Here is a 19,801-nt window from a genome sequence, read left to right on the forward strand (position 1 = left end):
TACTTGCGAGTAGGTTACAGTGTGAGAGAGCCGACCAGAGAGGTGACGTTCATGCCGCCCAAGAAGACACCAGCCGTCCGCAAGGTCGCGATCATCGGCGGCAACCGGATCCCCTTCGCGCGGTCGAACGGCCCGTACGCGAAGGCGTCGAACCAGGACATGTTCACCGCCGCGCTCGACGGCCTGGTCAGCCGCTTCTCGCTGCAGGACGAGGTCATCGGCGAGGTTGCCGCCGGCGCGGTCCTCAAGCACTCGAAGGACTTCAACCTGGCCCGCGAAAGCGTGCTGGGCAGCAGGCTCTCGCCCGCGACGCCCGCGTCCGACGTCCAGATGGCTTGCGGCACAGGCCTGCAGGCCATCGTCAACGTCGCGAACAAGATCGCACTCGGCCAGATCGACTCGGCCATCGCCGGCGGGGTCGACACCACCAGCGACGCGCCGCTGGCCGTGAACGAGGACCTGCGCCAGATCCTCATCCAGCTCAACGCCGCGAAGACGCTCGCCGACCGGCTGAAGCTCGTCGCGAAGATCCGCCCGGGCCACATCGTCCCGGCGATCCCGCGCAACTCCGAGCCGCGCACCGGACTGTCGATGGGTGAGCACGCGGCGCTGACCGCGAAGGTCTGGGAGGTCACGCGCGAGGCGCAGGACGAGCTGGCCGCCGCCAGTCACCAGCACCTCGCCGCGGCCTACGACCGCGGGTTCTTCGACGACCTCGTGACGCCGTTCCTCAAGCTGGCGCGCGACCAGAACCTGCGCGCGGACTCGACGGCGGAGAAGCTTGCCAAGCTCAAGCCGGCCTTCGGCGGCCCGGGCGGCACGATGACCGCGGGCAACTCGACGCCGCTGACCGACGGCGCGTCGACCGTGCTGCTGGCCACCGAGGAGTGGGCGAAGGCGCACAACCTGCCGGTGCAGGCGTACCTGACGTTCTCCCAGACCGCGGCCGTCGACTACGTGCACGGCGACGAGGGCCTGCTGATGGCGCCCGCCTACGCCGTGCCGCGCATGCTCGCGCGCGCCGGGCTTTCGCTGCAGGACTTCGACTACTACGAGATCCACGAGGCGTTCGCGTCGCAGGTGCTGGCCACGCTCAAGGCGTGGGAGGACCCGGCGTTCGCCAAGGAGAAGCTGGAGCTGGACGAGCCGCTGGGCTCGATCGACCGGGCGAAGCTGAACGTCAACGGCTCGTCGCTGGCGGCCGGGCACCCGTTCGCCGCGACCGGCGGCCGCATCGTCGCGACGCTGGCGAAGCTGCTGCACGAGAAGGGATCCGGCCGCGGCCTGATCTCCATCTGCGCGGCCGGCGGCCAGGGCGTCACCGCGATCCTGGAGAAGTAAGGCACGCAAAAGGGCCGCCCCTCGCGAGGGGCGGCCCTTTTCGCGTTCGTCAGTTGGGGAGGGCCTTCTCGGCCTTCTTCGCCAGCTTCTTGGCGCGCTTCTCGGCCTTGCGGCCCAGCTTCTCGACGCCGTGACCGGCGTCCTTCGCCGCGCGACGCGCCCGCCAGCCGACCGACGGCTTGCCCGCGGTGTCGGCGACGGCCAGCATCAGGCCACCGGCCAGGCCGGCGTTCTTCAGGAACTGGATCTGGTGCTTCTTCTTGTCGGCCGGGTCCTGGAACGTCCAGAAGCTGTGGGCCGCCAGCGTCGTCGGGACCAGGCTGCCGAGCAGCAGCGCGGACGTCAGCCGCGGCGCCTTGCCGGCCGCGAACGCCAGGCCCGCGCCGATCTTCACGGCGGCGTCGATCCGGACGAGCGTGGCCGGGTCACGCGGCACCTGCTCGGGAATGACGCCCTCGAGCTTGTCGAAGGCATCCGTGAGGAACGGCTCGGCGGTCTTCGCGTGCGACTGCGTGTTCCGGAGCACGTTGATCCCGCCGTACACGAATGTCGCGGCGAGCAGTGGGCGAGCCACACGACGGAGTATCACGGTCGTTGCCTTCCTGGTCCGGGCTTCTTCCTGGTCAACCTACAACTTGAGTGCCCGCTCGGCTCGGCGCCGAACCCTGCTAGCCCTGTCTGGACAAATATCCGGTTATCACTAGACAGTCGTAGAAAGCTTTAGCGGTTGACCTTGACGTTGCGTCAACTTCTATCGTCGACGACATGGAGTGGTCGATCCAGGACATCGCCCGCTCGGCCGGGACCACGAGCCGGACGCTGCGCCACTACGGCGCGGTCGGCCTGCTCGAGCCCAGCCGGATCGGCGGCAACGGCTACCGCTACTACGACGAGCAGGCGCTCGTCCGGCTGCAGCGGATCCTGCTGCTGCGCGAGCTCGGCCTCGGACTCCCGGCGATCGCCGAGGTCCTCGACGGGCAGCGCGACAGTGCGGCCGCCCTGGAGACCCACCTGGACCTGCTCGAACAGGAGCAGCGGCGGATCGAGCGGCAGATCGCCTCGGTCCGCACGACGCTACGGAAACTGAAGGGAGGTGAACGACTGATGGCAGAAGAGGTTTTCGACGGCTTCGACCACACGCAGTACCAGGAAGAGGTCACCCGGCGCTGGGGCGCCAAGGCGTACGAGACGGGGGACCGGTGGTGGAGCTCCCTGTCGGCCGAGGAGAAGAAGGCCCATCAGCAGGAGCAGGTGGACATCGCCGCCGCGTTCGGTTTCGCTCGCGACGCCGGCCTGCTCCCGGACTCGGCCGAGGTCCAAGGGATCACGCGCCGGCTGCACTCATGGCTCCGACCAGCGGTTTCGTCGGTGTCCGCGGGCTATTTCGCGGGCCTGGGCCAGCTGTACGTGGACGAGCCGCGCTACGGCTTCGAAGGCGCGACGGCGGAGTTCGTCCGCGACGCGATGAAGATCTACGCGGAGCGGAACCTGAGCGACTAGCGCTGCGTCGTAGTGCGCGCTGGGGGTAGAGACGAGCAGGGCTGCAGACCTGTTCGTCTCTATGTACCGGCTGGGCGCAGGAGCGTGCGCCGGGTCGTGTCGAGGTGGCGGACCACCTCGTATTCGGCGCGGCTGCCCACCTCGGGCGGTCGCCCCTCGAGGTACGCCCAGCCGCCTTCGTACCGGACGAAGTACGAGCCGTGCGAAATGAAGGCTCCGCTGACCTCTGCGGTGAGCATCGTGCCGACCGGGTAACGCGCCTTGCGGGCCAGCCATTCGTCGTCGGGCACACGGGGGTCGAACGGTCCAGATCGGAATCGCGGATCGAGCGGCCACAAGCGGATCTGGTCCGGGCTGCGGGTGAGCACCTCGAACGTGGTCGTCGTGCCGACGGGCGGCCAGTCTGCGGCTTGACCCGGCAGGCTCAGGAGATCGACGAAGCCCTGCGGCTCGCGGCCCAGGTCCACGAACAGCCCGACGGCGCCGGGCCGCGGAATGCTCGACACGATGCCTGCCACCACCGAGCCCACGTCCAATTCGGTCACCACACCACGGTGCCACATCAATACGTTGCCTTCCGGCTTTCGCTCGTGGTTGTCCACAGGGCGGCTCAGTTGTGGACAACTGGGCCGGAATCGCGGCGGGAGAGCCGATTTGTCGGTGGCCGCCGATACGCTGGACACGGGGCAGCCCCCCAGGGATGGGTGGGGGCCGCCGGTAGGTCGAGGCGGCGAGATGGGTGGCACCGCCGTGATCCGCTCGGCCATCCGGTCGAACATCGGCGACACGCGCTAGCTGTCTATGGCGGAATATCGGGCTCGCGCTAGATACGTCGATAGCTTGGCAGAGTGGACCCCATCCGCAACCCCTTCGCGCCGGGCGCCGGGCAACGGCCTCCCGAGCTGGCCGGGCGTGAGCGTGAGCTCAAGGCATTCGAAGTGGTGCTGGAGCGCGTTGCGCGGGGGAGACCCGAACGCAGTCTGGTGCTGACCGGGCTGCGCGGGGTCGGGAAGACCGTGCTGCTCGGTGAGCTGCGGGCGATGGCCGTGCGGCACAAGTGGGGTGCCGGGAAGATCGAGGCGCGGCCGGACGCCGAGCTGCGGCGGCCTCTCTCCGCCGCGCTGCACCGGGCCATCCGGGACCTCGCCGTGCGGCACCGGGCGCCCGATCGGGTCGAAGAGGTCCTCGGGGTGCTGAAAGCGTTTGCGCTGCGGGCCAACAAGGCCGACGCGAAGCTGCGCGACCGGTGGCAGCCGGGCATCGACGTGCCCGCCGCGCAGGGGCGCGCCGACTCCGGGGACATCGAGATCGACCTCGTCGAGCTGTTCACCGACGTCGCCGAGCTGGCCGCGGACGTCGGCACCGGGGTCGCGCTGCTCATCGACGAGATCCAGGACCTGCAGCCCGACGACGTCTCCGCGCTCTGCGCCGCCTGCCACGAGCTCTCGCAGTCCGGGGCGCCTTTGGTCGTCGTCGGCGCCGGGCTGCCGCACGTGCCCGCGGTGCTGTCGGCGTCCAAGTCGTACTCCGAGCGGCTCTTCCGCTACGCGCGCATCGACCGGCTCGACCGCGCGGACGCCGATTTCGCCGTGATGGCGCCGATCGAACGCGAGGACGCCAGCATCGAGCCGGAGGCCCTCGACGCCCTCTTCGACGCGTCCGGCGGCTACCCGTACTTCATCCAGGCCTACGGCAAGGCCGCCTGGGACGCGGCGCCGGCCGACCCGATCACGCTCAAGGACGTCCAGGTCGCAGCGCCCGAGGCGGAGTCGGAGCTGGCCGTGGGGTTCTTCGGCTCGCGCTACGAGCGCGCGACCCCCGCCGAGCGCGAGTACCTGCTCGCGATGGCCGAGCTGACGCAGGGGCGGGACGAGGCCGCCGGCACCGCCGACGTCGCCGTCTTCCTGGGGCGGAAGCCGTCGTCCCTGTCGCCGGCGCGCGACAGCCTGATGAAGAAGGGCCTGGTGTACTCCGCCGAGCGGGGCCAGATCGCCTTCACCGTCCCGCACTTCGGGCACTACCTGCTCGGCCGCGACTGACGGCTATCCCGCTCGCTACGAATATCTAGGCTCAACGCTAGACAGCGCTATAAGCGTCTAGTGGGTTGTCTCGCCGTGACCGCCGCCACCCTCATCTCTTCGGATCTTTCCCAAATTTGCCGATGATTCATCGGCAAGTGCGCCACATCACCGGACATTCGTTGGATTCCTTGTGAAAAAAGGTGCATACTAGAGCTACAAGCCAACCAAGACCCTTGAAGGGGATGCAGACACCGATGAACAACATCGCCGCCAAGCTCCGTGCCCGTCGCGCCGAGGTTCGCACTCGCCGGGCGCTGAACCGGGCGATCGACACCGCCGCGACCGCGACGGTTCGTCAGGAACTCATCGCGATCGCGCAGGCTCGACAGGGCTACATGCGCTGATCTCTCACCCCGTGGCGGTCGCCCATTCGAGTGACCTATGCCACAAACTAGTGAAGGTGTAACGCCGCGCAAATCCGCGTCGATACCCCCTACGACCCCGTGATGCTGGCGGACCCCCGACCTGGCAGCATCACGGGGTTTCCCATTGCCGAAAACTTCTTGCCCGGGCCGCCGCGTCGGGTAATCATTGACTTCGTCAACGACTTTGTTGAGGTGGTCAATGAACGACGCCGAGCTGGCCGAACGGGTCGCCGCGGTCCGCGCCTTCAACCGGCTGTACACCGGAGTCATCGGGGTGCTCGACGAAGGCCCGGCCGACGCCGAGTACTCCCTCCCCGAAGCCCGGGTGCTGTTCGAGCTCGCCCAGCAGGACCCGCTGGCCGTCACCGACCTGCGGAAACGCCTCGATCTGGACGCCGGGTACGCCAGCAGGCTGCTCGCCCGCCTCGAGTCCCGCGGCCTGATCTCCCGTGAGCGTTCCGACGAGGACGCCCGCCGCCAGCTCGTGCGGCCGACGTCGGCGGGCCGGGACGCGTTCGCCCTGCTCAACCGCCGGTCCACCGACCGGATCGGCGGGCTGCTCCGGCGCTTCGCCGACGAGGACCAGCAGCGGCTGCTGACCGCCATGCGCACCATCGGCGACGTCGTCGGCGAGCGCCGTCACGACCCGGTGCTCGTCCTCCGCCCGCCACGACCGGGGGACCTCGGATGGGTGGTGGAACGGCACGGCGCGCTGTACGGCCGTGAGTACGGCTTCACCAGCCGGTTCGAAGGGCTCGTCGCCCGCATCGTCGCGGACTTCGCCGCTCAGGACGACCCACGCCAGGCGTTCTGGATCGCCGAACTCGACGGGGAGCGCGTCGGCAGCATCGCGTGCGCCCGCGGGCAGGACGCGGACACCGCGAAGCTGCGGCTGTTGCTGCTGGAGCCGTCGGCCCGGGGTCACGGCGTGGGCCGGCGGCTGGTCACCGAGTGCGTCGAGTTCGCCCGGGCCCACGGCTACCGCGCGATGGAGCTGTCGACGGTGTCGATCCTCGGCGCCGCCCGCGCGCTCTACCGCGCGGCCGGGTTCGAGGTCGTCGGCGAAGAGGACTTCGACGACTGGGGTCCGAAGCTGACCGAGGAGACCTGGCGCCGGGAGTTCTAGCGTGGCGTCCGGCCGAGCAGGAAGAACTCCGGGTTCGGCCGCAGCGCCGTCAGGTGCGCGAGCCGGTTCGACATCGCGAACAACGCCGTGATCGCGCCGACGTCCCAGATTTCGTCGTCGGTCAAGCCCGCGTCGCGCGCGGCTTCGAGATCACCCTCGCCGAACAGCGCCGAGTCCTGGGCCAGCGCGAGCGCCAGGTCGACGATCGCGCGGCCGCGCTCGTCCAGCTCCACCTGCCACGGGTTGCTCGACACCCGGTCGGCGAGCTCCGGGTCCTTGGCGCGGATGCGCAGGATCGCCCCGTGCGCGACGACGCAGTAGGTGCAGTGGTTGGCACCCGACGTCGCGACGACGACCAGCTCGCGCTCGGCTTTGCTGAGTCCGCCGGACCGTTCCATCAGCGCGTCGTGGTAGTCGAGGAACGCGCGCAGCTCGGCCGGCCGGTGGCCGAGCGCGCGGAAGATGTTCGGCGTGAACCCGGACTTCTCCGCGATCACGCCGACGCGCTCGCGCAGGTCGTCGGGCAGGTCTTCGAGTTCCGTCACCGGGAACCGGCTCACCGCGTCGCTCATGGACCTCACGCTAGTCATGGTTGGCTGTCACCGTGACGGACTACGTCGACGGGTACTGCGAACGGGTCGCGCCCGGCCTCTGGGGAGAGCCGCTCGACAGTCTCAGCAATCTCGCGTTCCTCGTGGCCGCCGTACTGGTGTGGCGGCTGGCCGCGGGGGACCGGGCCGGGCGGGTGCTGGCCGGGTTGATCGGGCTGGTTTTCGCGGCCAGCACGGTGTTCCACCTGCTCGCGACGCGCTGGGCCGGCGTCGCGGACTCGGTGAGCATCCTCGTTTTCGTGCTGGTGTACGTCGTGTTGTTCGCGCGCGTGTTCTACGGCTGGCGGCTGTCGTGGCTCGCCGCGCCCGCGTTCCTCGTGCTCACCGCCGTCACGGCGTTGCTCGGGGGCGGGCTCTACCTCTCCGCGCTCATCGCGTTCGGCGTCGTCGTCGCGCTTCTCGTCTTCTCGCGCGACGCCTCTTGGACGTACTTCGCCGTGGCGGGCGCGATTTTCGCGCTGTCACTGAGCTTGCGCACGCTCGACCGGGACGTCTGCGACTACGTCCCGGTCGGCACGCACTTCCTCTGGCACCTGCTCAACGGCGTGGTGCTCTACCTCGTTTCCCGCACGCTGATCCTCCGGCGCACGGCTCAGTGAGCCGCGCCGATCGGGCGCAGGTCCTTGTCGTGCTCGTCGGCCAGGTAGTCCTCGGGGTTGGTGTCGTCGGTGCCGTTGAACACCTTCATCTGCCGCGCGATCACCGTGACGATCGCGGCGACCACCAGGTTGGCGACCAGCGCCACGAAGCCGACGTAGATCTGGACCAGCGAACCCGAGAACGGGTGCCAGCCGAAGATCGACAGGTTGCCGAGCGCGAGCGCCGAGCCGCCGAAGTGGAGCTTGCCGTTGGCCGGGTTGGGGATGCCGTACAGCATGATCAGGCCCCAGCCGATGCCGACGATCCAGCCCGCGATCAGGCCCCAGCGGTGGAACCAGCGCGTGTACAGCGCGAGCGCGACCGCCGGCAGCGTCTGCAGGATCAGCACGCCGCCGATGAGCTGGAGGTCGATCGAGAACTGCGGGTCGATCAGGATGATCACCGCGACCGCGCCGAGCTTCACGACCAGCGAAGCGAGCTTCGCCTGCTTCGCCTCGTCCTGCGGGGTCGCGTTCTTGCGGATGTACTCCTTGTAGATGTTGCGCGTCCACAGGTTGGCCGCGGCGATCGACATGATCGCAGCCGGCACCAGCGCGCCGATGCCGATCGCGGCGAACGCGATGCCGGCGAACCACGACGAGAACTGGTTGTCGAACAGCACCGGGACGATCGTGTTGCCGTCCGGCTTGCCGGTGGCCGCGTTCGTCAGCGGCTTGACGCCCGCCGTGATCGCGACGTACCCGAGCAGCGCCAGCAGGCCCAGCACCAGCGAGTACGCCGGCAGCGCGACCATGTTCTTCTTGATGACGCTGCGGCCGCGCGAGGCCAGCACGCTGGTCAGCGAGTGCGGGTACAGGAACAGCGCGAGCGCCGAACCCAGGGCCAGCGTCGCGTACTGCAGCTGGTTGTTCGCGTTCAGCAGGATCGAGCCGGCCGGCTTGCCGGTGGCCGGGCTCGGCGTGCCGAGCTTCGCGGCCGCCGTGTCGAAGATGTGCGACCAGCCGCCCAGCTTCGAGGGCAGGTAGATGATCGCCACGAGGATGACGATGTAGATCAGGATGTCCTTGACGAACGCGATCAGCGCGGGCGCCCGCAGGCCGGACTGGTAGGTGTAGACCGCCAGGATGATGAAGGCGATCAGCAGCGGCAGGTGCCCGACGATGCCGGAGCCGTTGATGCCCATCGTCCGCAGCACGGCTTCGAGGCCGACCAGCTGCAGCGCGATGTACGGCATGGTCGCGACGATGCCGGTGATCGCGATCAGCAGCGCGAGGATCGGCGAGCCGAAGCGGCCGCGCACGAAGTCGGCCGGGGTGACGTAACCGCGCACCCGCGACACCGACCACATCCGCAGCGCCGGGAGCAGGACGATCGGGTAGACGACGATCGTGTACGGCAGCGCGTAGAGGCCGAGGGCGCCGGCGCTGAACACCAGCGCGGGCACCGCGACGAACGTGTACGCCGTGTAGAGGTCACCGCCGAGCAGGAACCAGGTGATCCACGAGCCGAACTTGCGGCCGCCGAGGCCCCATTCGTCCAGGTGGTCCAGCCCACCGCCGCGCTGCCAGCGCGCCGCCATGAACCCGAGCACGGTGACCAGCAGGAACAGGACCGTGAAGATGATCAGTTCCGGCCACTGCAGGTTGCTCATCGAGCGTCCCCCTCGTCCAGGTCGTCGACGCTCAGCTTGTCCGGGGCGTCACCGGCCGGCTCCTTGTCCCGCGTCATCAGGTAGACGATCCAGGTGCTGAGGACGCCGACCGCGACGAAGAGGAGCTGGAACCAGTAGAAGAACGGCATCCCGAACAACCGCGGACCGTCCATGTTGAACAGTGGCGTGACCAGGACGAGCAGCGGAACGATCAGGAGCAGGTACCACGGGTTGAACGGCTTCCGGGGCACCTTCCTGCCTTGCTTCACAGTCGACATCGGACCTCACCTAACACTCCCGTAACCGACCGTCCGACCTTAGAACCTGGCTGACGGGACGTCACGTCTGTCCGATATCGATTTGATCGCCACGCACCGCGTTGCCGACCAACGTCGGTTGCCCCGCCGTTACCCGCCCTATATCAATAGCGCGACTCCACTATGTGAAAACCCAAAGGGGCAACCGTATGACACGACTTCGCTACGCGGTGGTGATCCCGGCCGTCGCCGGCACCCTGCTGGCCGGGTTCACGCCTGCGTTCGCAGGTCAGGAGGCAGCGGCCGGCAAGCAGCCGCTGAACTCCACGAACATCCCGGCGCAGTACGCGAACCAGAAGCTGGACTGGCACAAGTGCGCCGTCCCCTCCGAGCTGCCGACGGCCCCGCCCGCGGGCGCCCAGGACATGGAGTGCGCGACCTACAAGACGCCGCGCAACTGGTACCAGGCGAACGCCCAGATCGACCTGACCATCGCCGTCAGCCGCCTGAAGGCGACCGGGGACGCGACGGCCAGCGTCGTCACCAACCCCGGCGGCCCCGGCGCGCCCGGCCGGAACTTCCCGGCCCGCCTGCGCAACCAGGCGAAGCTGCGTGAGCACCAAGAGATCGTCGGCTTCGACCCGCGCGGCACCGGCAAGAGCACGAACATCACGTGCGGCGGCGCCATCGGCACCGGCTCGGACCTGGACCCGCGTGACCGCGACCGCGCGAACCTGAACCTGATCCTGCAGGCGACGAAGTACGCCGCGCAGTCGTGCCAGGTGAAGTCCGGCGAGCTCGGCCCGCTGATCAACACCGACCAGACGGTCAAGGACATCGACCTGCTGCGCGTGCTGCTCGGCCGCGACAAGATCAACTGGGTCGGCTACTCGGCGGGCACCTGGATGGGCGCGCACTACGCCCAGGCCTACCCCACGCGCACCGGCCGGTTCGTGCTCGACTCCTCGACGGAGTTCACGACCACCTGGCAGAAGTCGTTCGACTGGCAGCCGCTCGGCTTCGAGCGCCGCTGGCGGCAGGACTTCCTCCCGTGGATGGCGAAGTACGACAAGCTCTACCACTTCGGCACCACCGGTGAGGCGGCTCGCCAGACCTACGAGCAGGTCCGCTACGTCCTGACCCAGGGCGCGGTCACCCTGCCCGACGGTTCGAGCGTGTCGGCCAACGGCCTGGACGCCTTCATCGCGTCGAGCATCTACTCGAAGTCCGCGTTCCCGGGCCTGGCCAACTACCTGGTCAGCGTCCGCACGCTGACCCAGGGCACCGCTTCGGCGCAGGCCAAGTCCTCGGCCGCGCAGAAGGTCAAGGCCGCCGACACGAGCACCACGACCTACGGCGCGCAGCCGCTGATGGTGCCGTCGGACGGCGACGCCTACGACGCCAGCTTCTGGAGCATCCCCTGCAACGAGGGTCCGTGGACCGGCACGACGAACAGTGCCATCAAGGACTCGCAGAAGCTGATCGACAAGCAGCAGCCGCTGCTGGGCGCCGGCTGGTTCATCCAGCCGTGCCTGTTCTGGAAGAAGACCCCGGCGCCGCTGCCCGTGCTGGACGGCAAGGGTGTCCCGCCGGTGCTGATCGTCGAGTCGGAGCACGACCCGGCGACGCCGATCGAGGGCGCGCGGCGCGCGCACAAGGCGTTCGCGAACTCGCGGATGCTGACGATCACCGGTGAGGGTGACCACGGGATCTACGCCGGCGGCAACGCGGGTGTGGACAAGGTCGTGGAGGCCTACCTGATCGACGGCGTGGTGCCGAACGACCAGAGCCTGCCGGGTGTGGCACTTCCGGTACCGCCGGGAGCCTGACGCCACTAGGTGTTGTGGGGCCCCGTCGAGCTTCGGCTCGGCGGGGCCTTTTCCACACCTGTGCACAGAGTTGTCCACAGGCAGTGGACAACTACTGGTATTAGAATCGGGTTCATGGTGCGGGTACCGCTGACGGACGAAGAGCGCGAGCGAGGCGAACGCCTCGGCCAGGCGCTGCGAACGGCACGGGCCGGCCGGAGCATGGTCGACGTCGCGGCGGAGGCCGGGATCTCCGTGGAGACGCTCCGGAAGATCGAGACGGGCCGGATCCCGACACCGACGTTCTTCACGGTCACGGCCATCGCGGACGCGGTCGGGCTGCCACTGGACGAGCTGCGGGCGGTGGTGACGCCAGCCGCGTCACCACCGCTGTCGCAGGCCAGCTAGGTGCAGCTGACCGAGGACGTCGACGACTTCCTCGCCCGGGCCGGGGACTTCTTGCGCTCACGTCCCGCGCTCCACACGACTCCGCTGACGACGCTCGAGAAGCTACGCACCCACGGGTCCGACGGCACGGTGTTCGGGTGGCTGGAGGACGCCTTCTGCTACCTCCGGCCGTCCGGTCGGCTGACCCTCACCTCCCTCGCGCCCGAGCAGGTCGCCACCGTCGTCGCTCTCTGGGCCGGTCTCGGGCGCCCGCTCTCCGGGGTCATCGCGGACCACGACACCGCCACCGCGTTCGCCGAGGCGTGGCAGCAGCGCACCGGCGCGTCGGGGGTCCCCGGCGTGCGGGTCCGCCTGCACCGCCTCGGCACGCTCACCCCACCGGAGCCCGTGCCGGAGGGACGGGCGCGCGTTCTGGGTACGTCGGACCGCGCGGAGATCGTCCGCTGGTGCGTCGACTTCGCCGCCACCGTCGGAGAGGCTCTCGAACCCGACGCTTGGGACGCGTCGCGGTTCGGGGACAAGCACTACGTCTTCTGGGAGACCGACGGCCCCGTCGCCATGGCGGGTTCGACGTCGATGGTCGCCGGGATGGTCCGGGTGGATCCCGTCTACACCCCGGCCCACCTGCGAGGGCGGGGTTACGCGGGCGCCGTCACGATGGCGGTCAGCCGGGCCGCCTTGGCCGCGGGTGCCACCGACGTCGTGCTGTACACGAATCCCGACAACGCCACCAGCAACGCCCTCTACCGGCGGATCGGCTACGTCCCGATCGCCGACTTCACGGGGTACGACTTCGGCTAGGCGCGCAGCTGGGTCAGGATGTGGTCGCGGTCGTTGAGGAAGGCGCAGCCGGCCACCGGGAGGTCGTAGCTGTTCAGGAGCTTCTCGAAGTCCGACAGCTCGTCCGCCGAGAACTTCAGATCCGTCTTCGTCGCGTGGGCGGCCAGGACGTCGGCCAGTTCCTCCCACTCGCCTGACCACAGCAGCGTGCGGTAGTGCGTGAAGTCCTCGGGGGACAGGCGGTCGCCGAGGGTGGACAGGACGCTCTCGGCGAAGAAGCTGATGCGGTTCTCGCGCAGGTCGGCGACCGTGGGGTTCGCCGGGTCGCGGGCCGCGTCCGGGTTGCGGGTGACGCCGGGGCCGGCCACCGGGTAGGCGGTGTGGACGTGCCCGTTTTCCTCGACCAGCACGACGAGGTGGACGTTGAACCGCTCGCCGGCGCAGCGCCAGCGGCCGTTGTACTGCTGCCGGCGGGCCTCACCTGGGTCGTTGGCGACGTCCTTGATCACCGAGATGATGTGCTCGCCGCTCCAGCCCGGCGGGAACTCGCTGGTCGCCCGACGCCCTGCCCCCGACGCGTGTCCGCCACCCATGACTGCTCCGTTCGTCGCATCGAGGGTAGGTCAGATGCGCAGCGATAGCAGCACGATCCCGAGAACCTGCAGGTCGAGGCCGCGGAAGAGCTGGCGGACGAGGTTGGCGGGCATCGGGCCCATCGGGGTGTCGACGAACGCCGGGTTGCCGTAGTCGACGGCCTTGCGGGTGACCGTGCGCAGGATCGAGAGCACCGACAGCGGCACGGCGAGCCAGGCCGGTCCGGCGAACGACGTCCCGGCCGCCAGCGTGACGCCGAGCAGCACCGCCGCCCACAGCAGGCCGACGACCGCGAGCACCAGGCCGTTCGCCAGCACCAGGTCGCGGTTGGGCGAGCCCAGCCAGCGGCGGCGTCCCGGATTGCGCCACAGCTCACCGAGGCCGGCGCTGAACGGCATCAACGCGAGGTACCCGCCGAGGCCGATCAGGACCGGGCCCGGCAACGTCGGGAGCGCGATGTGCGCGACCACGATCGCGAAGCCGACCAGCACGCCCGCACCCGCGTACTTGGACCGGCCGATCGTGCCCGCCCAGGCCAGGCGCAGCGGCGTCGGACGGCGCACGGAGATCCGCCCGACCGGCGCCGACGGCGGGAGCAGCATCATCGGGTCGAGGAAGGTCACGGCGACCGAGCGCAGCACGCGGCCTTCCCAGCCGGAGAGCAGCGCCGAGCGGCCCGCGCGGGTCACCGGCTCGCCGCCGAACGCCAGGGGCAGCGCCAGGACGACCACGCCGGCCGCGACGAACTCCACCGTGGCGGGGCCGAGGTGGAACGCGGCGATCGCCAGCCCGAGCACGGCCAGCACCAGCGGGCCGGCCGCGTCGAACCACAACGCCGTCCGCCGGGCGGTCACGTACGCGATCACGGCGGTCGCGGCGACGACGGCGATCCCCGCGCGCCACTCGTCGAGCCCGGCGCCGCCGACCGCGAGCAGCAACGCGACCAGGTAACCGGTCACGACCACGACACCGGTCCACGCGCCGAGCAGCCGCAGCACGACGACCCGGCCGCGGTCGACCGGCGCGAAGTCCAGCCAGGTCAGCTCGGCCGGCTCGACCCAGGCGAACCCGCGGCGCAGCAGGCCGCGCCAGCCGACCGCGCAGCAGAGCGTCAGCAGCCCGAGCACCGCCGGGAAGTCCACTTGCGACGAGCCGTAGACCGCCGGGCGCCAGCCGTCGACGTGGAAGAACGCGGTGAAGAGGAACCCGAAGCCGAACAGGAAGACGAACGACGCCGTGTCGCCGCTGAAGATCCCGCCGAACCGCTTGCGGCCCGGGACCTTCATCCGCCGCGGCGCGAGTGTCACCACAGTTCGAGCACGCTGTCCGCGGCCTCCAGCAGCGGCGGGTGGTGGGTGGCCACCACGACCGCCGCGCCGGCCGCCGTCGAGCGGGCGATCAGCTCGACCAGCCACTCCTTGCCCGCGGTGTCCAGCGCGCGCTCCGGCTCGTCGAGCAGCAGGACGCGGTGCGGCCGCACGGTGACGCCGAGCAGCAGCAACCGGCGGCGCTGGCCGGCGGAGAAGTGCCCGGACGTGACGTGCATGCGTTCGCCGAGGCCGGCGTCGCGCAGCAGTTCCTTGTGGTCACCGAGGTCGGCGCCGAACGTGCCGGAGAGCAGGTCGAGGTGCTGCAGCGGGGTCAGCTCGGCGAAGAAGTCGGAGTCGTCGAACAGCACCGACACCTTCCGGCGGAACTCGACGTCCCGTTCGTCGGGCACCTTGCGGTCCACCAGCACGCGACCCCGGTGCGGGGTCTGCATGCCGTAGAAGCAGCGCATCAACGTCGACTTGCCGACGCCGTTCGGCCCGACGATCGCGGCGACCTCACCGGGGTCGACGCTGAAGTCAAGATCGTCGAACAGCCAGATGTCGCCGGCGCGGACGCCGATCCCCTTCGCGTCGATCATCGGAGGGCTTCGAGCACCGGCGCGAACTGGGCCATGTTGTGCTCCAGGACGGTGTAGTAGGTCAGCCCGAACCGCTCGCGGTGCGCGTGGAGCTGCTCGGCGACCTCGGCGGGGGAGCCGATCAGCGCCGTCGGGACCTCGGCGAGCTGGGCGGCGCTCAGCACCCCCTGCGTCAGCTTCGCGAGGTCTTCGAGCGCGCCCGCGCGGTCTTCGGTGATGTTCACGAAGTGGCAGAGCAGGTTGAACTCCGCGCTCCGGTCACCGAGCTTCGACCGGACGAACGCGACGCGTTCCTCGATGTCCTCGGCGCTCGCCGGGATCGGCGCGCCGCCGTCCGGCGACTTGGCCGTGCCGGTGAAGCCGATGATGTCGGCGTGCTCGGCGGCCAGCGTCAGGATCCGGTCGCCGCGGCCGGCGAGCAGCAGCGGCGGACCTTCCGGGCGCACCGGCGCGGGCTTGTGCTCCGGGTCGGCGTACAGGCGCTTGAGTTCGAGAATGGTGCGTTCGAGGTGGTCGACCCGCTCGCGGGCGGCCGGGAACGGCATCCCGGCGGCCTCGAACTCCTCCTTGACGTACCCCGCGCCCAGCCCCAGCTCGAGCCGTCCTTCGGTGAACTGGTCGGTGCCCGTGACGTCGCGGGCTAGCAGCACCGGGTTGTAGAACGGCGCGTTGAGCACGAAGGTGTTCAGCTTGACGCGCGAAGTGACCTCGCCGGCCAGCACGAGCGCCGGGAACGGCGGCGCCATCCCCAGGTGGTCGGCCGCGGACACGACGTCGTAGCCGAGGTCCTCGGCTTGGCGGCACTTCCCGACCCACGCGGCACGGCTGTCCGGCACGACCATGTTCACGCCGAAGCGGAAATCCCCAGTCATACCGACAAGGTACTCAGCGGAGCTTCTCGATCACCGAGGCCAGCCTGGTCAGGTCCTCTTCGATCACCGTGAAGTAGCTGACGCCGAGGGTCTCCCGGGTGCGCAGCAGCTGCTCGGCCGCCGCTTCCGCCGAGCCGATGAGGACGGTGGGCAGCTCGGCCAGCTCGTCGACGCCGAGGTGCGGCACGAGCTGGTGGGCCGCTTCGAGCGCCGTCTGCCGGTCGTCGGTGATCCGGACGAGGTGGACCATCAGGTTGAGCTCGGTGTCCCGATCGCCGAGCGCCCGTTTCACGAAGTCGACGCGTTCGGCGACGGCGGCTGGCCCGGCCAGCGCCAGCCGTCCCTCCGCCGCGCCGGGCGCGGTGCCGGTGAAGGCGATGGTGTCGGCGTGCTCGGCGGCGAACGTCAGCATCCGGTCGCCGCGGCCGCCGAGCAGCAGCGGCGGCCGGGGACGACCCGCGTACGCGCGCTCGATCTCGGCGACCACGCCCTTCAGCCGCGCGAACCGCTGCCCGGGGGTGCCCCACTCGATCCCGGCGGCCTCGAACTCCGCGCGGACGTACCCCGCGCCGATCCCGATCTCGAGGCGGCCGCCGGTGAACTCGTCGAGGCCGGTGAGGTCACGGGCCAGCAGCACCGGGTTGTGGAAGCTCGCGTTGAGCACGTAGGTGTTCAGCTTGATGCGCTCGGTCGCTTCGGCCGCCAGCAGCAGCGCCGTCAGCGGCGCGACCCGCCCGAGGTGGTCGACCACGCCGACGACGTCGTAACCGAGGTCCTCGGCCCGGCGGCACTTCGCCGCCCACTCGGCCCGTGAGCCGGGTGCCACCAGCGCCACGCCGAAGCGGAACGGTCTCATGGGCCGAACCTACAAGAAGGGGACGTCCACACGGGACGTCCCCTTCTCGGTGCAGAACTCAGGCGAGGCGCTGGGCCAGCGCGTCCAGCTCGTCACGCAGCGACGTCGGCACCGTCTCGCCGATCTTGTCGAACCACTCCTCGATCAGCGGCAGCTCCGCGCGCCACTCCTCGGGCTTGACGTCCAGGGCGGCCTGGATGTCCGCGAGCGGCTCGGTGAGGCCCTCGGTGTCGAGGTCCTCGGCGCGCGGCACGAAGCCGATCGGCGTCTCGACGGCGTTGCCCTTGCCCTCGACGCGCTCGACGACCCACTTCAGGATCCGCGAGTTCTCGCCGAAGCCCGGCCACAGGAAGCGGCCGTCGTCGCCGCGGCGGAACCAGTTGACGTAGAAGATCTTCGGCAGCTTGTTCGCGTCGGCGTTCTTGCCCAGCGTCAGCCAGTGCTTGAAGTAGTCGGCGGCGTGGTAGCCGAGGAACGGCAGCATCGCCATCGGGTCGCGGCGCACGTTGCCGACCGCGCCGGCGGCCGCGGCCGTCGTCTCCGACGACATCGTGGCGCCCATGAACACGCCGTGCTGCCAGTCGCGGGCCTCGTTGACCAGCGGCACCGTCGTCTTGCGGCGGCCGCCGAACAGGATCGCCGAGATCGGCACGCCCTTCGGGTCGTCCCACTCGTCGGCGAGGATCGGGCACTGCGACATCGGCGTGCAGTAGCGCGAGTTCGGGTGCGCGGCCTTCTCGCTCGACTCCGGCGTCCACTCCTGGCCCTTCCAGGAGGTGGCGTGCTCGGGCTGGTTCTCCATGCCCTCCCACCAGATGTCGCCGTCGTCGGTCAGGGCGACGTTCGTGAAGACCGTGTTGCCCTGCTCGATGGTGCGCATGGCGTTCGGGTTGGTGTGCCAGTCGGTGCCCGGCGCGACGCCGAAGAAGCCGAACTCCGGGTTCACGGCGTAGAGACGGCCGTCCTCACCGAAGCGCATCCAGGCGATGTCGTCGCCGAGGGTCTCGGCGCGCCAGCCCGGGATGGTCGGCTGCAGCATCGCGAGGTTGGTCTTGCCGCAGGCGCTCGGGAACGCCGCCGCGACGTAGTGGACCTTGTCCTCGGGCGAGATCAGCTTGAGGATCAGCATGTGCTCGGCGAGCCAGCCCTCGTCGCGCGCCATCACCGAGGCGATGCGCAGCGAGTAGCACTTCTTGCCGAGCAGCGAGTTGCCGCCGTACCCCGAGCCGTAGCTCCAGATCGCGCGCTCTTCGGGGAAGTGCGAAATGTACTTGGTTTCGTTGCACGGCCAGGAAACGTCCTTCTGGCCGGGCTCGAGCGGCGCACCGACGGAGTGGAGCGCGGGCACGAATTCGCGCTCGCTGCCGTCCGGTCCGACGAACTTGTCGAGCGCGGCGCGACCCGCGCGGGTCATCACGCGCATCGATGCGACAACGTAGGCGAAATCGGTGATTTCGATACCCAGCTTGGGATTCTCGTCGGCGAGCGGGCCCATGCAGAAGGGGATGACGTACATCGTGCGGCCGCGCATCGAGCCCCGGAAGAGCTCGGTCATGGTGGCCTTCATCTCGGCCGGGTCGGTCCAGTTGTTGGTCGGACCGGCGTCCTCGGGACGCTCCGAACAGATGAAGGTCCGGTCTTCGACGCGGGCGACGTCGTTGGGGTCGGAGGTGGCCCAGAAGGAGTTCGGCTTCGACTTGAGCTGCACGAACGTGCCGGCTTCGACGAGCTCCTGGTTGATCCGGGCGGCTTCTTCGTCAGACCCGTCGACCCACACCACGCGGTCCGGGGTGGTCAGTTCGGCGACCTCCCGGACGAAGGACAGCACGCCACTGTGCGTCGTCGGCGCGGTGTCCAGTCCGGGGATGGCGACTGCGGTCATCTCTACTCCTGACTTCCGACGACAAAACGAGCCCGCTCGGAACGACGGTGTTCCGGGCGGGCTTCGTTGCCGGCGACCGAATGGCTTCGCACACCGGCTGGCGAAGCCGGTGTGCGTTTTTTGGGATTCCCCGAGAGTAGCCGCATGACCGGCAGGTAACCGAGAGCTGACGTGTACGTTCTCTCACAAGAACGATAAGGGAATCGATTCAGACGTCACCGGATCGGTGCATTCGCAGTAAATCTTGCGGTGCCCGGTGTCACACCTGTGACCTGGCCGTTTTCATTTGCGACATGAAAAAAGCCCGGCACGGGTGCGCCGGGCTTTCAAACTGTGACCTGGGTTACGTTTCAGTTGGGCGAGATCCACTGCCCGGTGCCGGAATCGATGTGCGCGACACCCTCGAGCGTCTGCGTGCCGGCGCCGCCCCACTCCGCGTCCGCCGCCGGGTCGCCGAGCTGCTGGTCACTCCCCGAATCCATCAGTCCACTCGAGACCTCGGTCCACTGGCCGGGGCCGCTGTGCTCGAACGTCGTGGTCGTGCCGTCCGCCTCGACCTGCACCGCGACGTCCGCTTCGCCGTCGCCGTCCTTGTCGGTGAAGGCGATGGTGCCGCCGCTCTTCGTCTCGACGACGGCGGTGTCGTTGTGCCCGTCGTGGTCGGTGTCGATGGTCGCGACACCCGCGTCGACCTCGCCGTCCGGCATGTCCGCGTGGATGTGGCCGCCGGAGCTGTCCTCGTGGCCGGGGCCGGTGTCCGAGCCGTCGTGGCCGCCGCCGCCCGACTGGACCCACTCACCGCTGGCCTCGTCGTAGACGGCCTGCTCGACGACGTGTCCCGTCTCGTCCAGGACGGCGTACTGGTCGGCCTGGCCGTCGTGGTTCGAGTCGATGAAGGCCTGGGCCGTGCCGTCGTCGTGCTCGACGATCGCGGTGTCGTTGACCCCGTCGTCGTTCACGTCGTAGTTGACCTCGGCCTGGTACTCCTGGCCGTCGACGTGCACGGTCATCGCCTCGGCACCGTTGGCGTCGGTGTCGCTGCCGCCACTCTCGTCGACCCACATGGGACTTCCCCCTTCGAACCGGGTAACGCCGTCTCCGACCTGCTGTCTGAGGGTATGACTCACCGTAGGCCGGTTCGGTTCCCCACCACAACCGGA

Annotated in this window: 21 protein-coding genes; 9 read left to right on the plus strand and 12 right to left on the minus strand. The window is 69.5% G+C overall.

Annotation, left to right across the window (positions count from 1 at the left end; genetic code table 11):
- The first annotated feature begins 51 nt into the window (after positions 1–51).
- Positions 52–1,341, plus strand: a complete 1,290-nt coding sequence (locus VA596_RS09200) for an acetyl-CoA C-acetyltransferase (protein WP_323325022.1) — start codon at positions 52–54, stop codon at positions 1,339–1,341.
- 49 nt (positions 1,342–1,390) lie between these two features.
- On the opposite strand, the gene VA596_RS09205 is transcribed toward VA596_RS09200, so the two are convergent.
- Positions 1,391–1,930 carry a DoxX family protein gene (locus VA596_RS09205; protein ID WP_323325024.1) on the minus strand — a complete coding sequence of 180 codons (540 nt, stop codon included), beginning with the start codon at positions 1,928–1,930 and terminating at the stop codon, positions 1,391–1,393.
- Between the two features lie 176 nt (positions 1,931–2,106).
- Between VA596_RS09205 and VA596_RS09210 the strand changes: the two genes are divergently transcribed.
- Positions 2,107–2,841, plus strand: coding sequence for a MerR family transcriptional regulator (locus VA596_RS09210; protein ID WP_323325026.1), 735 nt, complete (start codon positions 2,107–2,109; stop codon positions 2,839–2,841).
- Between the two features lie 59 nt (positions 2,842–2,900).
- Here VA596_RS09210 and VA596_RS09215 read toward each other — a convergent pair whose 3' ends face one another.
- Positions 2,901–3,443 (minus strand): hypothetical protein, encoded by a 543-nt coding sequence (locus tag VA596_RS09215; protein WP_323325028.1) that lies wholly within the window; start codon positions 3,441–3,443, stop codon positions 2,901–2,903.
- A gap of 246 nt (positions 3,444–3,689) precedes the next feature.
- On the opposite strand from VA596_RS09215, the gene VA596_RS09220 reads away from it, so the two are divergent.
- From VA596_RS09220 to VA596_RS09230, 3 genes are all read left to right on the plus strand, one after another.
- Entirely contained in the window at positions 3,690–4,880 is a 1,191-nt protein-coding gene (locus VA596_RS09220; protein WP_323325030.1) for an ATP-binding protein, read from the plus strand.
- Positions 4,881–5,116: 236 nt separating this feature from the next.
- Positions 5,117–5,266, plus strand: coding sequence for a hypothetical protein (locus VA596_RS09225; RefSeq protein WP_323325032.1), 150 nt, complete (start codon positions 5,117–5,119; stop codon positions 5,264–5,266).
- A gap of 220 nt (positions 5,267–5,486) precedes the next feature.
- Positions 5,487–6,413 carry a bifunctional helix-turn-helix transcriptional regulator/GNAT family N-acetyltransferase gene (locus VA596_RS09230; protein WP_323325034.1) on the plus strand — a complete coding sequence of 309 codons (927 nt, stop codon included), beginning with the start codon at positions 5,487–5,489 and terminating at the stop codon, positions 6,411–6,413.
- Here the strand turns inward: VA596_RS09230 and VA596_RS09235 are convergent.
- Complete coding sequence (locus VA596_RS09235; protein ID WP_323325036.1) at positions 6,410–6,985, minus strand: peroxidase-related enzyme; 576 nt, start codon at positions 6,983–6,985, stop codon at positions 6,410–6,412. The genes VA596_RS09230 and VA596_RS09235 overlap by 4 nt on opposite strands.
- 32 nt (positions 6,986–7,017) lie before the next feature.
- On the opposite strand from VA596_RS09235, the gene VA596_RS09240 reads away from it, so the two are divergent.
- The gene (locus VA596_RS09240) at positions 7,018–7,623 is read left to right on the plus strand and encodes a hypothetical protein (protein ID WP_323325038.1); all 606 of its coding nucleotides are present in this window, start codon (positions 7,018–7,020) and stop codon (positions 7,621–7,623) included.
- Here the strand turns inward: VA596_RS09240 and mctP are convergent.
- Together mctP and VA596_RS09250 are read right to left on the minus strand one after the other, a co-directional pair.
- Complete coding sequence (gene mctP, locus VA596_RS09245) at positions 7,617–9,275, minus strand: monocarboxylate uptake permease MctP (RefSeq protein WP_323325040.1); 1,659 nt, start codon at positions 9,273–9,275, stop codon at positions 7,617–7,619. The genes VA596_RS09240 and mctP overlap by 7 nt on opposite strands.
- Complete coding sequence (locus VA596_RS09250; protein ID WP_323325042.1) at positions 9,272–9,553, minus strand: DUF3311 domain-containing protein; 282 nt, start codon at positions 9,551–9,553, stop codon at positions 9,272–9,274. The genes mctP and VA596_RS09250 overlap by 4 nt, the downstream gene beginning before the upstream one ends.
- Before the next feature lie 188 nt (positions 9,554–9,741).
- Here VA596_RS09250 and VA596_RS09255 point away from each other — a divergent pair, with 188 nt between their 5' ends.
- From VA596_RS09255 to VA596_RS09265, 3 genes are all read left to right on the plus strand, one after another.
- The gene (locus VA596_RS09255; protein WP_323325044.1) at positions 9,742–11,361 is read left to right on the plus strand and encodes an alpha/beta hydrolase; all 1,620 of its coding nucleotides are present in this window, start codon (positions 9,742–9,744) and stop codon (positions 11,359–11,361) included.
- A gap of 114 nt (positions 11,362–11,475) precedes the next feature.
- The gene (locus VA596_RS09260) at positions 11,476–11,748 is read left to right on the plus strand and encodes a helix-turn-helix domain-containing protein (protein WP_323325046.1); all 273 of its coding nucleotides are present in this window, start codon (positions 11,476–11,478) and stop codon (positions 11,746–11,748) included.
- Entirely contained in the window at positions 11,749–12,549 is an 801-nt protein-coding gene (locus VA596_RS09265) for a GNAT family N-acetyltransferase (protein ID WP_323325048.1), read from the plus strand. It begins immediately after the preceding gene.
- Here the strand turns inward: VA596_RS09265 and VA596_RS09270 are convergent.
- From VA596_RS09270 to VA596_RS09300, 7 genes are all read right to left on the minus strand, one after another.
- Entirely contained in the window at positions 12,546–13,121 is a 576-nt protein-coding gene (locus VA596_RS09270) for an EndoU domain-containing protein (RefSeq protein WP_323325050.1), read from the minus strand. The two genes, VA596_RS09265 and VA596_RS09270, sit on opposite strands and share 4 nt — an antisense overlap.
- 30 nt (positions 13,122–13,151) lie before the next feature.
- Positions 13,152–14,432 (minus strand): DUF6297 family protein, encoded by a 1,281-nt coding sequence (locus VA596_RS09275; protein ID WP_323325052.1) that lies wholly within the window; start codon positions 14,430–14,432, stop codon positions 13,152–13,154.
- The gene (locus tag VA596_RS09280; protein WP_323325054.1) at positions 14,426–15,031 is read right to left on the minus strand and encodes an ABC transporter ATP-binding protein; all 606 of its coding nucleotides are present in this window, start codon (positions 15,029–15,031) and stop codon (positions 14,426–14,428) included. The genes VA596_RS09275 and VA596_RS09280 overlap by 7 nt, the downstream gene beginning before the upstream one ends.
- Positions 15,028–15,903, minus strand: a complete 876-nt coding sequence (locus tag VA596_RS09285) for a TIGR03621 family F420-dependent LLM class oxidoreductase (RefSeq protein WP_323325056.1) — start codon at positions 15,901–15,903, stop codon at positions 15,028–15,030. The genes VA596_RS09280 and VA596_RS09285 overlap by 4 nt, the downstream gene beginning before the upstream one ends.
- 13 nt (positions 15,904–15,916) lie before the next feature.
- Positions 15,917–16,759, minus strand: a complete 843-nt coding sequence (locus VA596_RS09290) for a TIGR03621 family F420-dependent LLM class oxidoreductase (RefSeq protein WP_323325058.1) — start codon at positions 16,757–16,759, stop codon at positions 15,917–15,919.
- Between the two features lie 58 nt (positions 16,760–16,817).
- Positions 16,818–18,641: a phosphoenolpyruvate carboxykinase (GTP) gene (locus VA596_RS09295; protein WP_323325060.1), complete on the minus strand. Its 1,824-nt coding sequence runs from the start codon at positions 18,639–18,641 to the stop codon at positions 16,818–16,820.
- Between the two features lie 350 nt (positions 18,642–18,991).
- Positions 18,992–19,705, minus strand: a complete 714-nt coding sequence (locus VA596_RS09300; protein ID WP_323325062.1) for a hypothetical protein — start codon at positions 19,703–19,705, stop codon at positions 18,992–18,994.
- Between the last annotated feature and the right edge of the window lie 96 nt (positions 19,706–19,801).

It is taken from the genome of Amycolatopsis heterodermiae (assembly GCF_034929455.1).
Classification (GTDB): Bacteria; Actinomycetota; Actinomycetes; order Mycobacteriales; family Pseudonocardiaceae; genus Amycolatopsis; species Amycolatopsis heterodermiae.

Coding starts and splice junctions, on each gene's coding strand:
- VA596_RS09200 (WP_323325022.1), top strand. CDS start 52: ATGCCGCCCAAGAAGACACCAGCCGTCCGCAAGGTCGCGATCATCGGC.
- VA596_RS09210 (WP_323325026.1), top strand. CDS start 2,107: ATGGAGTGGTCGATCCAGGACATCGCCCGCTCGGCCGGGACCACGAGC.
- VA596_RS09225 (WP_323325032.1), top strand. CDS start 5,117: ATGAACAACATCGCCGCCAAGCTCCGTGCCCGTCGCGCCGAGGTTCGC.
- VA596_RS09230 (WP_323325034.1), top strand. CDS start 5,487: ATGAACGACGCCGAGCTGGCCGAACGGGTCGCCGCGGTCCGCGCCTTC.
- VA596_RS09235 (WP_323325036.1), bottom strand. CDS start 6,985: ATGAGCGACGCGGTGAGCCGGTTCCCGGTGACGGAACTCGAAGACCTG.
- mctP (WP_323325040.1), bottom strand. CDS start 9,275: ATGAGCAACCTGCAGTGGCCGGAACTGATCATCTTCACGGTCCTGTTC.
- VA596_RS09250 (WP_323325042.1), bottom strand. CDS start 9,553: ATGTCGACTGTGAAGCAAGGCAGGAAGGTGCCCCGGAAGCCGTTCAAC.
- VA596_RS09255 (WP_323325044.1), top strand. CDS start 9,742: ATGACACGACTTCGCTACGCGGTGGTGATCCCGGCCGTCGCCGGCACC.
- VA596_RS09260 (WP_323325046.1), top strand. CDS start 11,476: ATGGTGCGGGTACCGCTGACGGACGAAGAGCGCGAGCGAGGCGAACGC.
- VA596_RS09270 (WP_323325050.1), bottom strand. CDS start 13,121: ATGGGTGGCGGACACGCGTCGGGGGCAGGGCGTCGGGCGACCAGCGAG.
- VA596_RS09280 (WP_323325054.1), bottom strand. CDS start 15,031: ATGATCGACGCGAAGGGGATCGGCGTCCGCGCCGGCGACATCTGGCTG.
- VA596_RS09285 (WP_323325056.1), bottom strand. CDS start 15,903: ATGACTGGGGATTTCCGCTTCGGCGTGAACATGGTCGTGCCGGACAGC.
- VA596_RS09290 (WP_323325058.1), bottom strand. CDS start 16,759: ATGAGACCGTTCCGCTTCGGCGTGGCGCTGGTGGCACCCGGCTCACGG.
- VA596_RS09295 (WP_323325060.1), bottom strand. CDS start 18,641: ATGACCGCAGTCGCCATCCCCGGACTGGACACCGCGCCGACGACGCAC.
- VA596_RS09300 (WP_323325062.1), bottom strand. CDS start 19,705: ATGTGGGTCGACGAGAGTGGCGGCAGCGACACCGACGCCAACGGTGCC.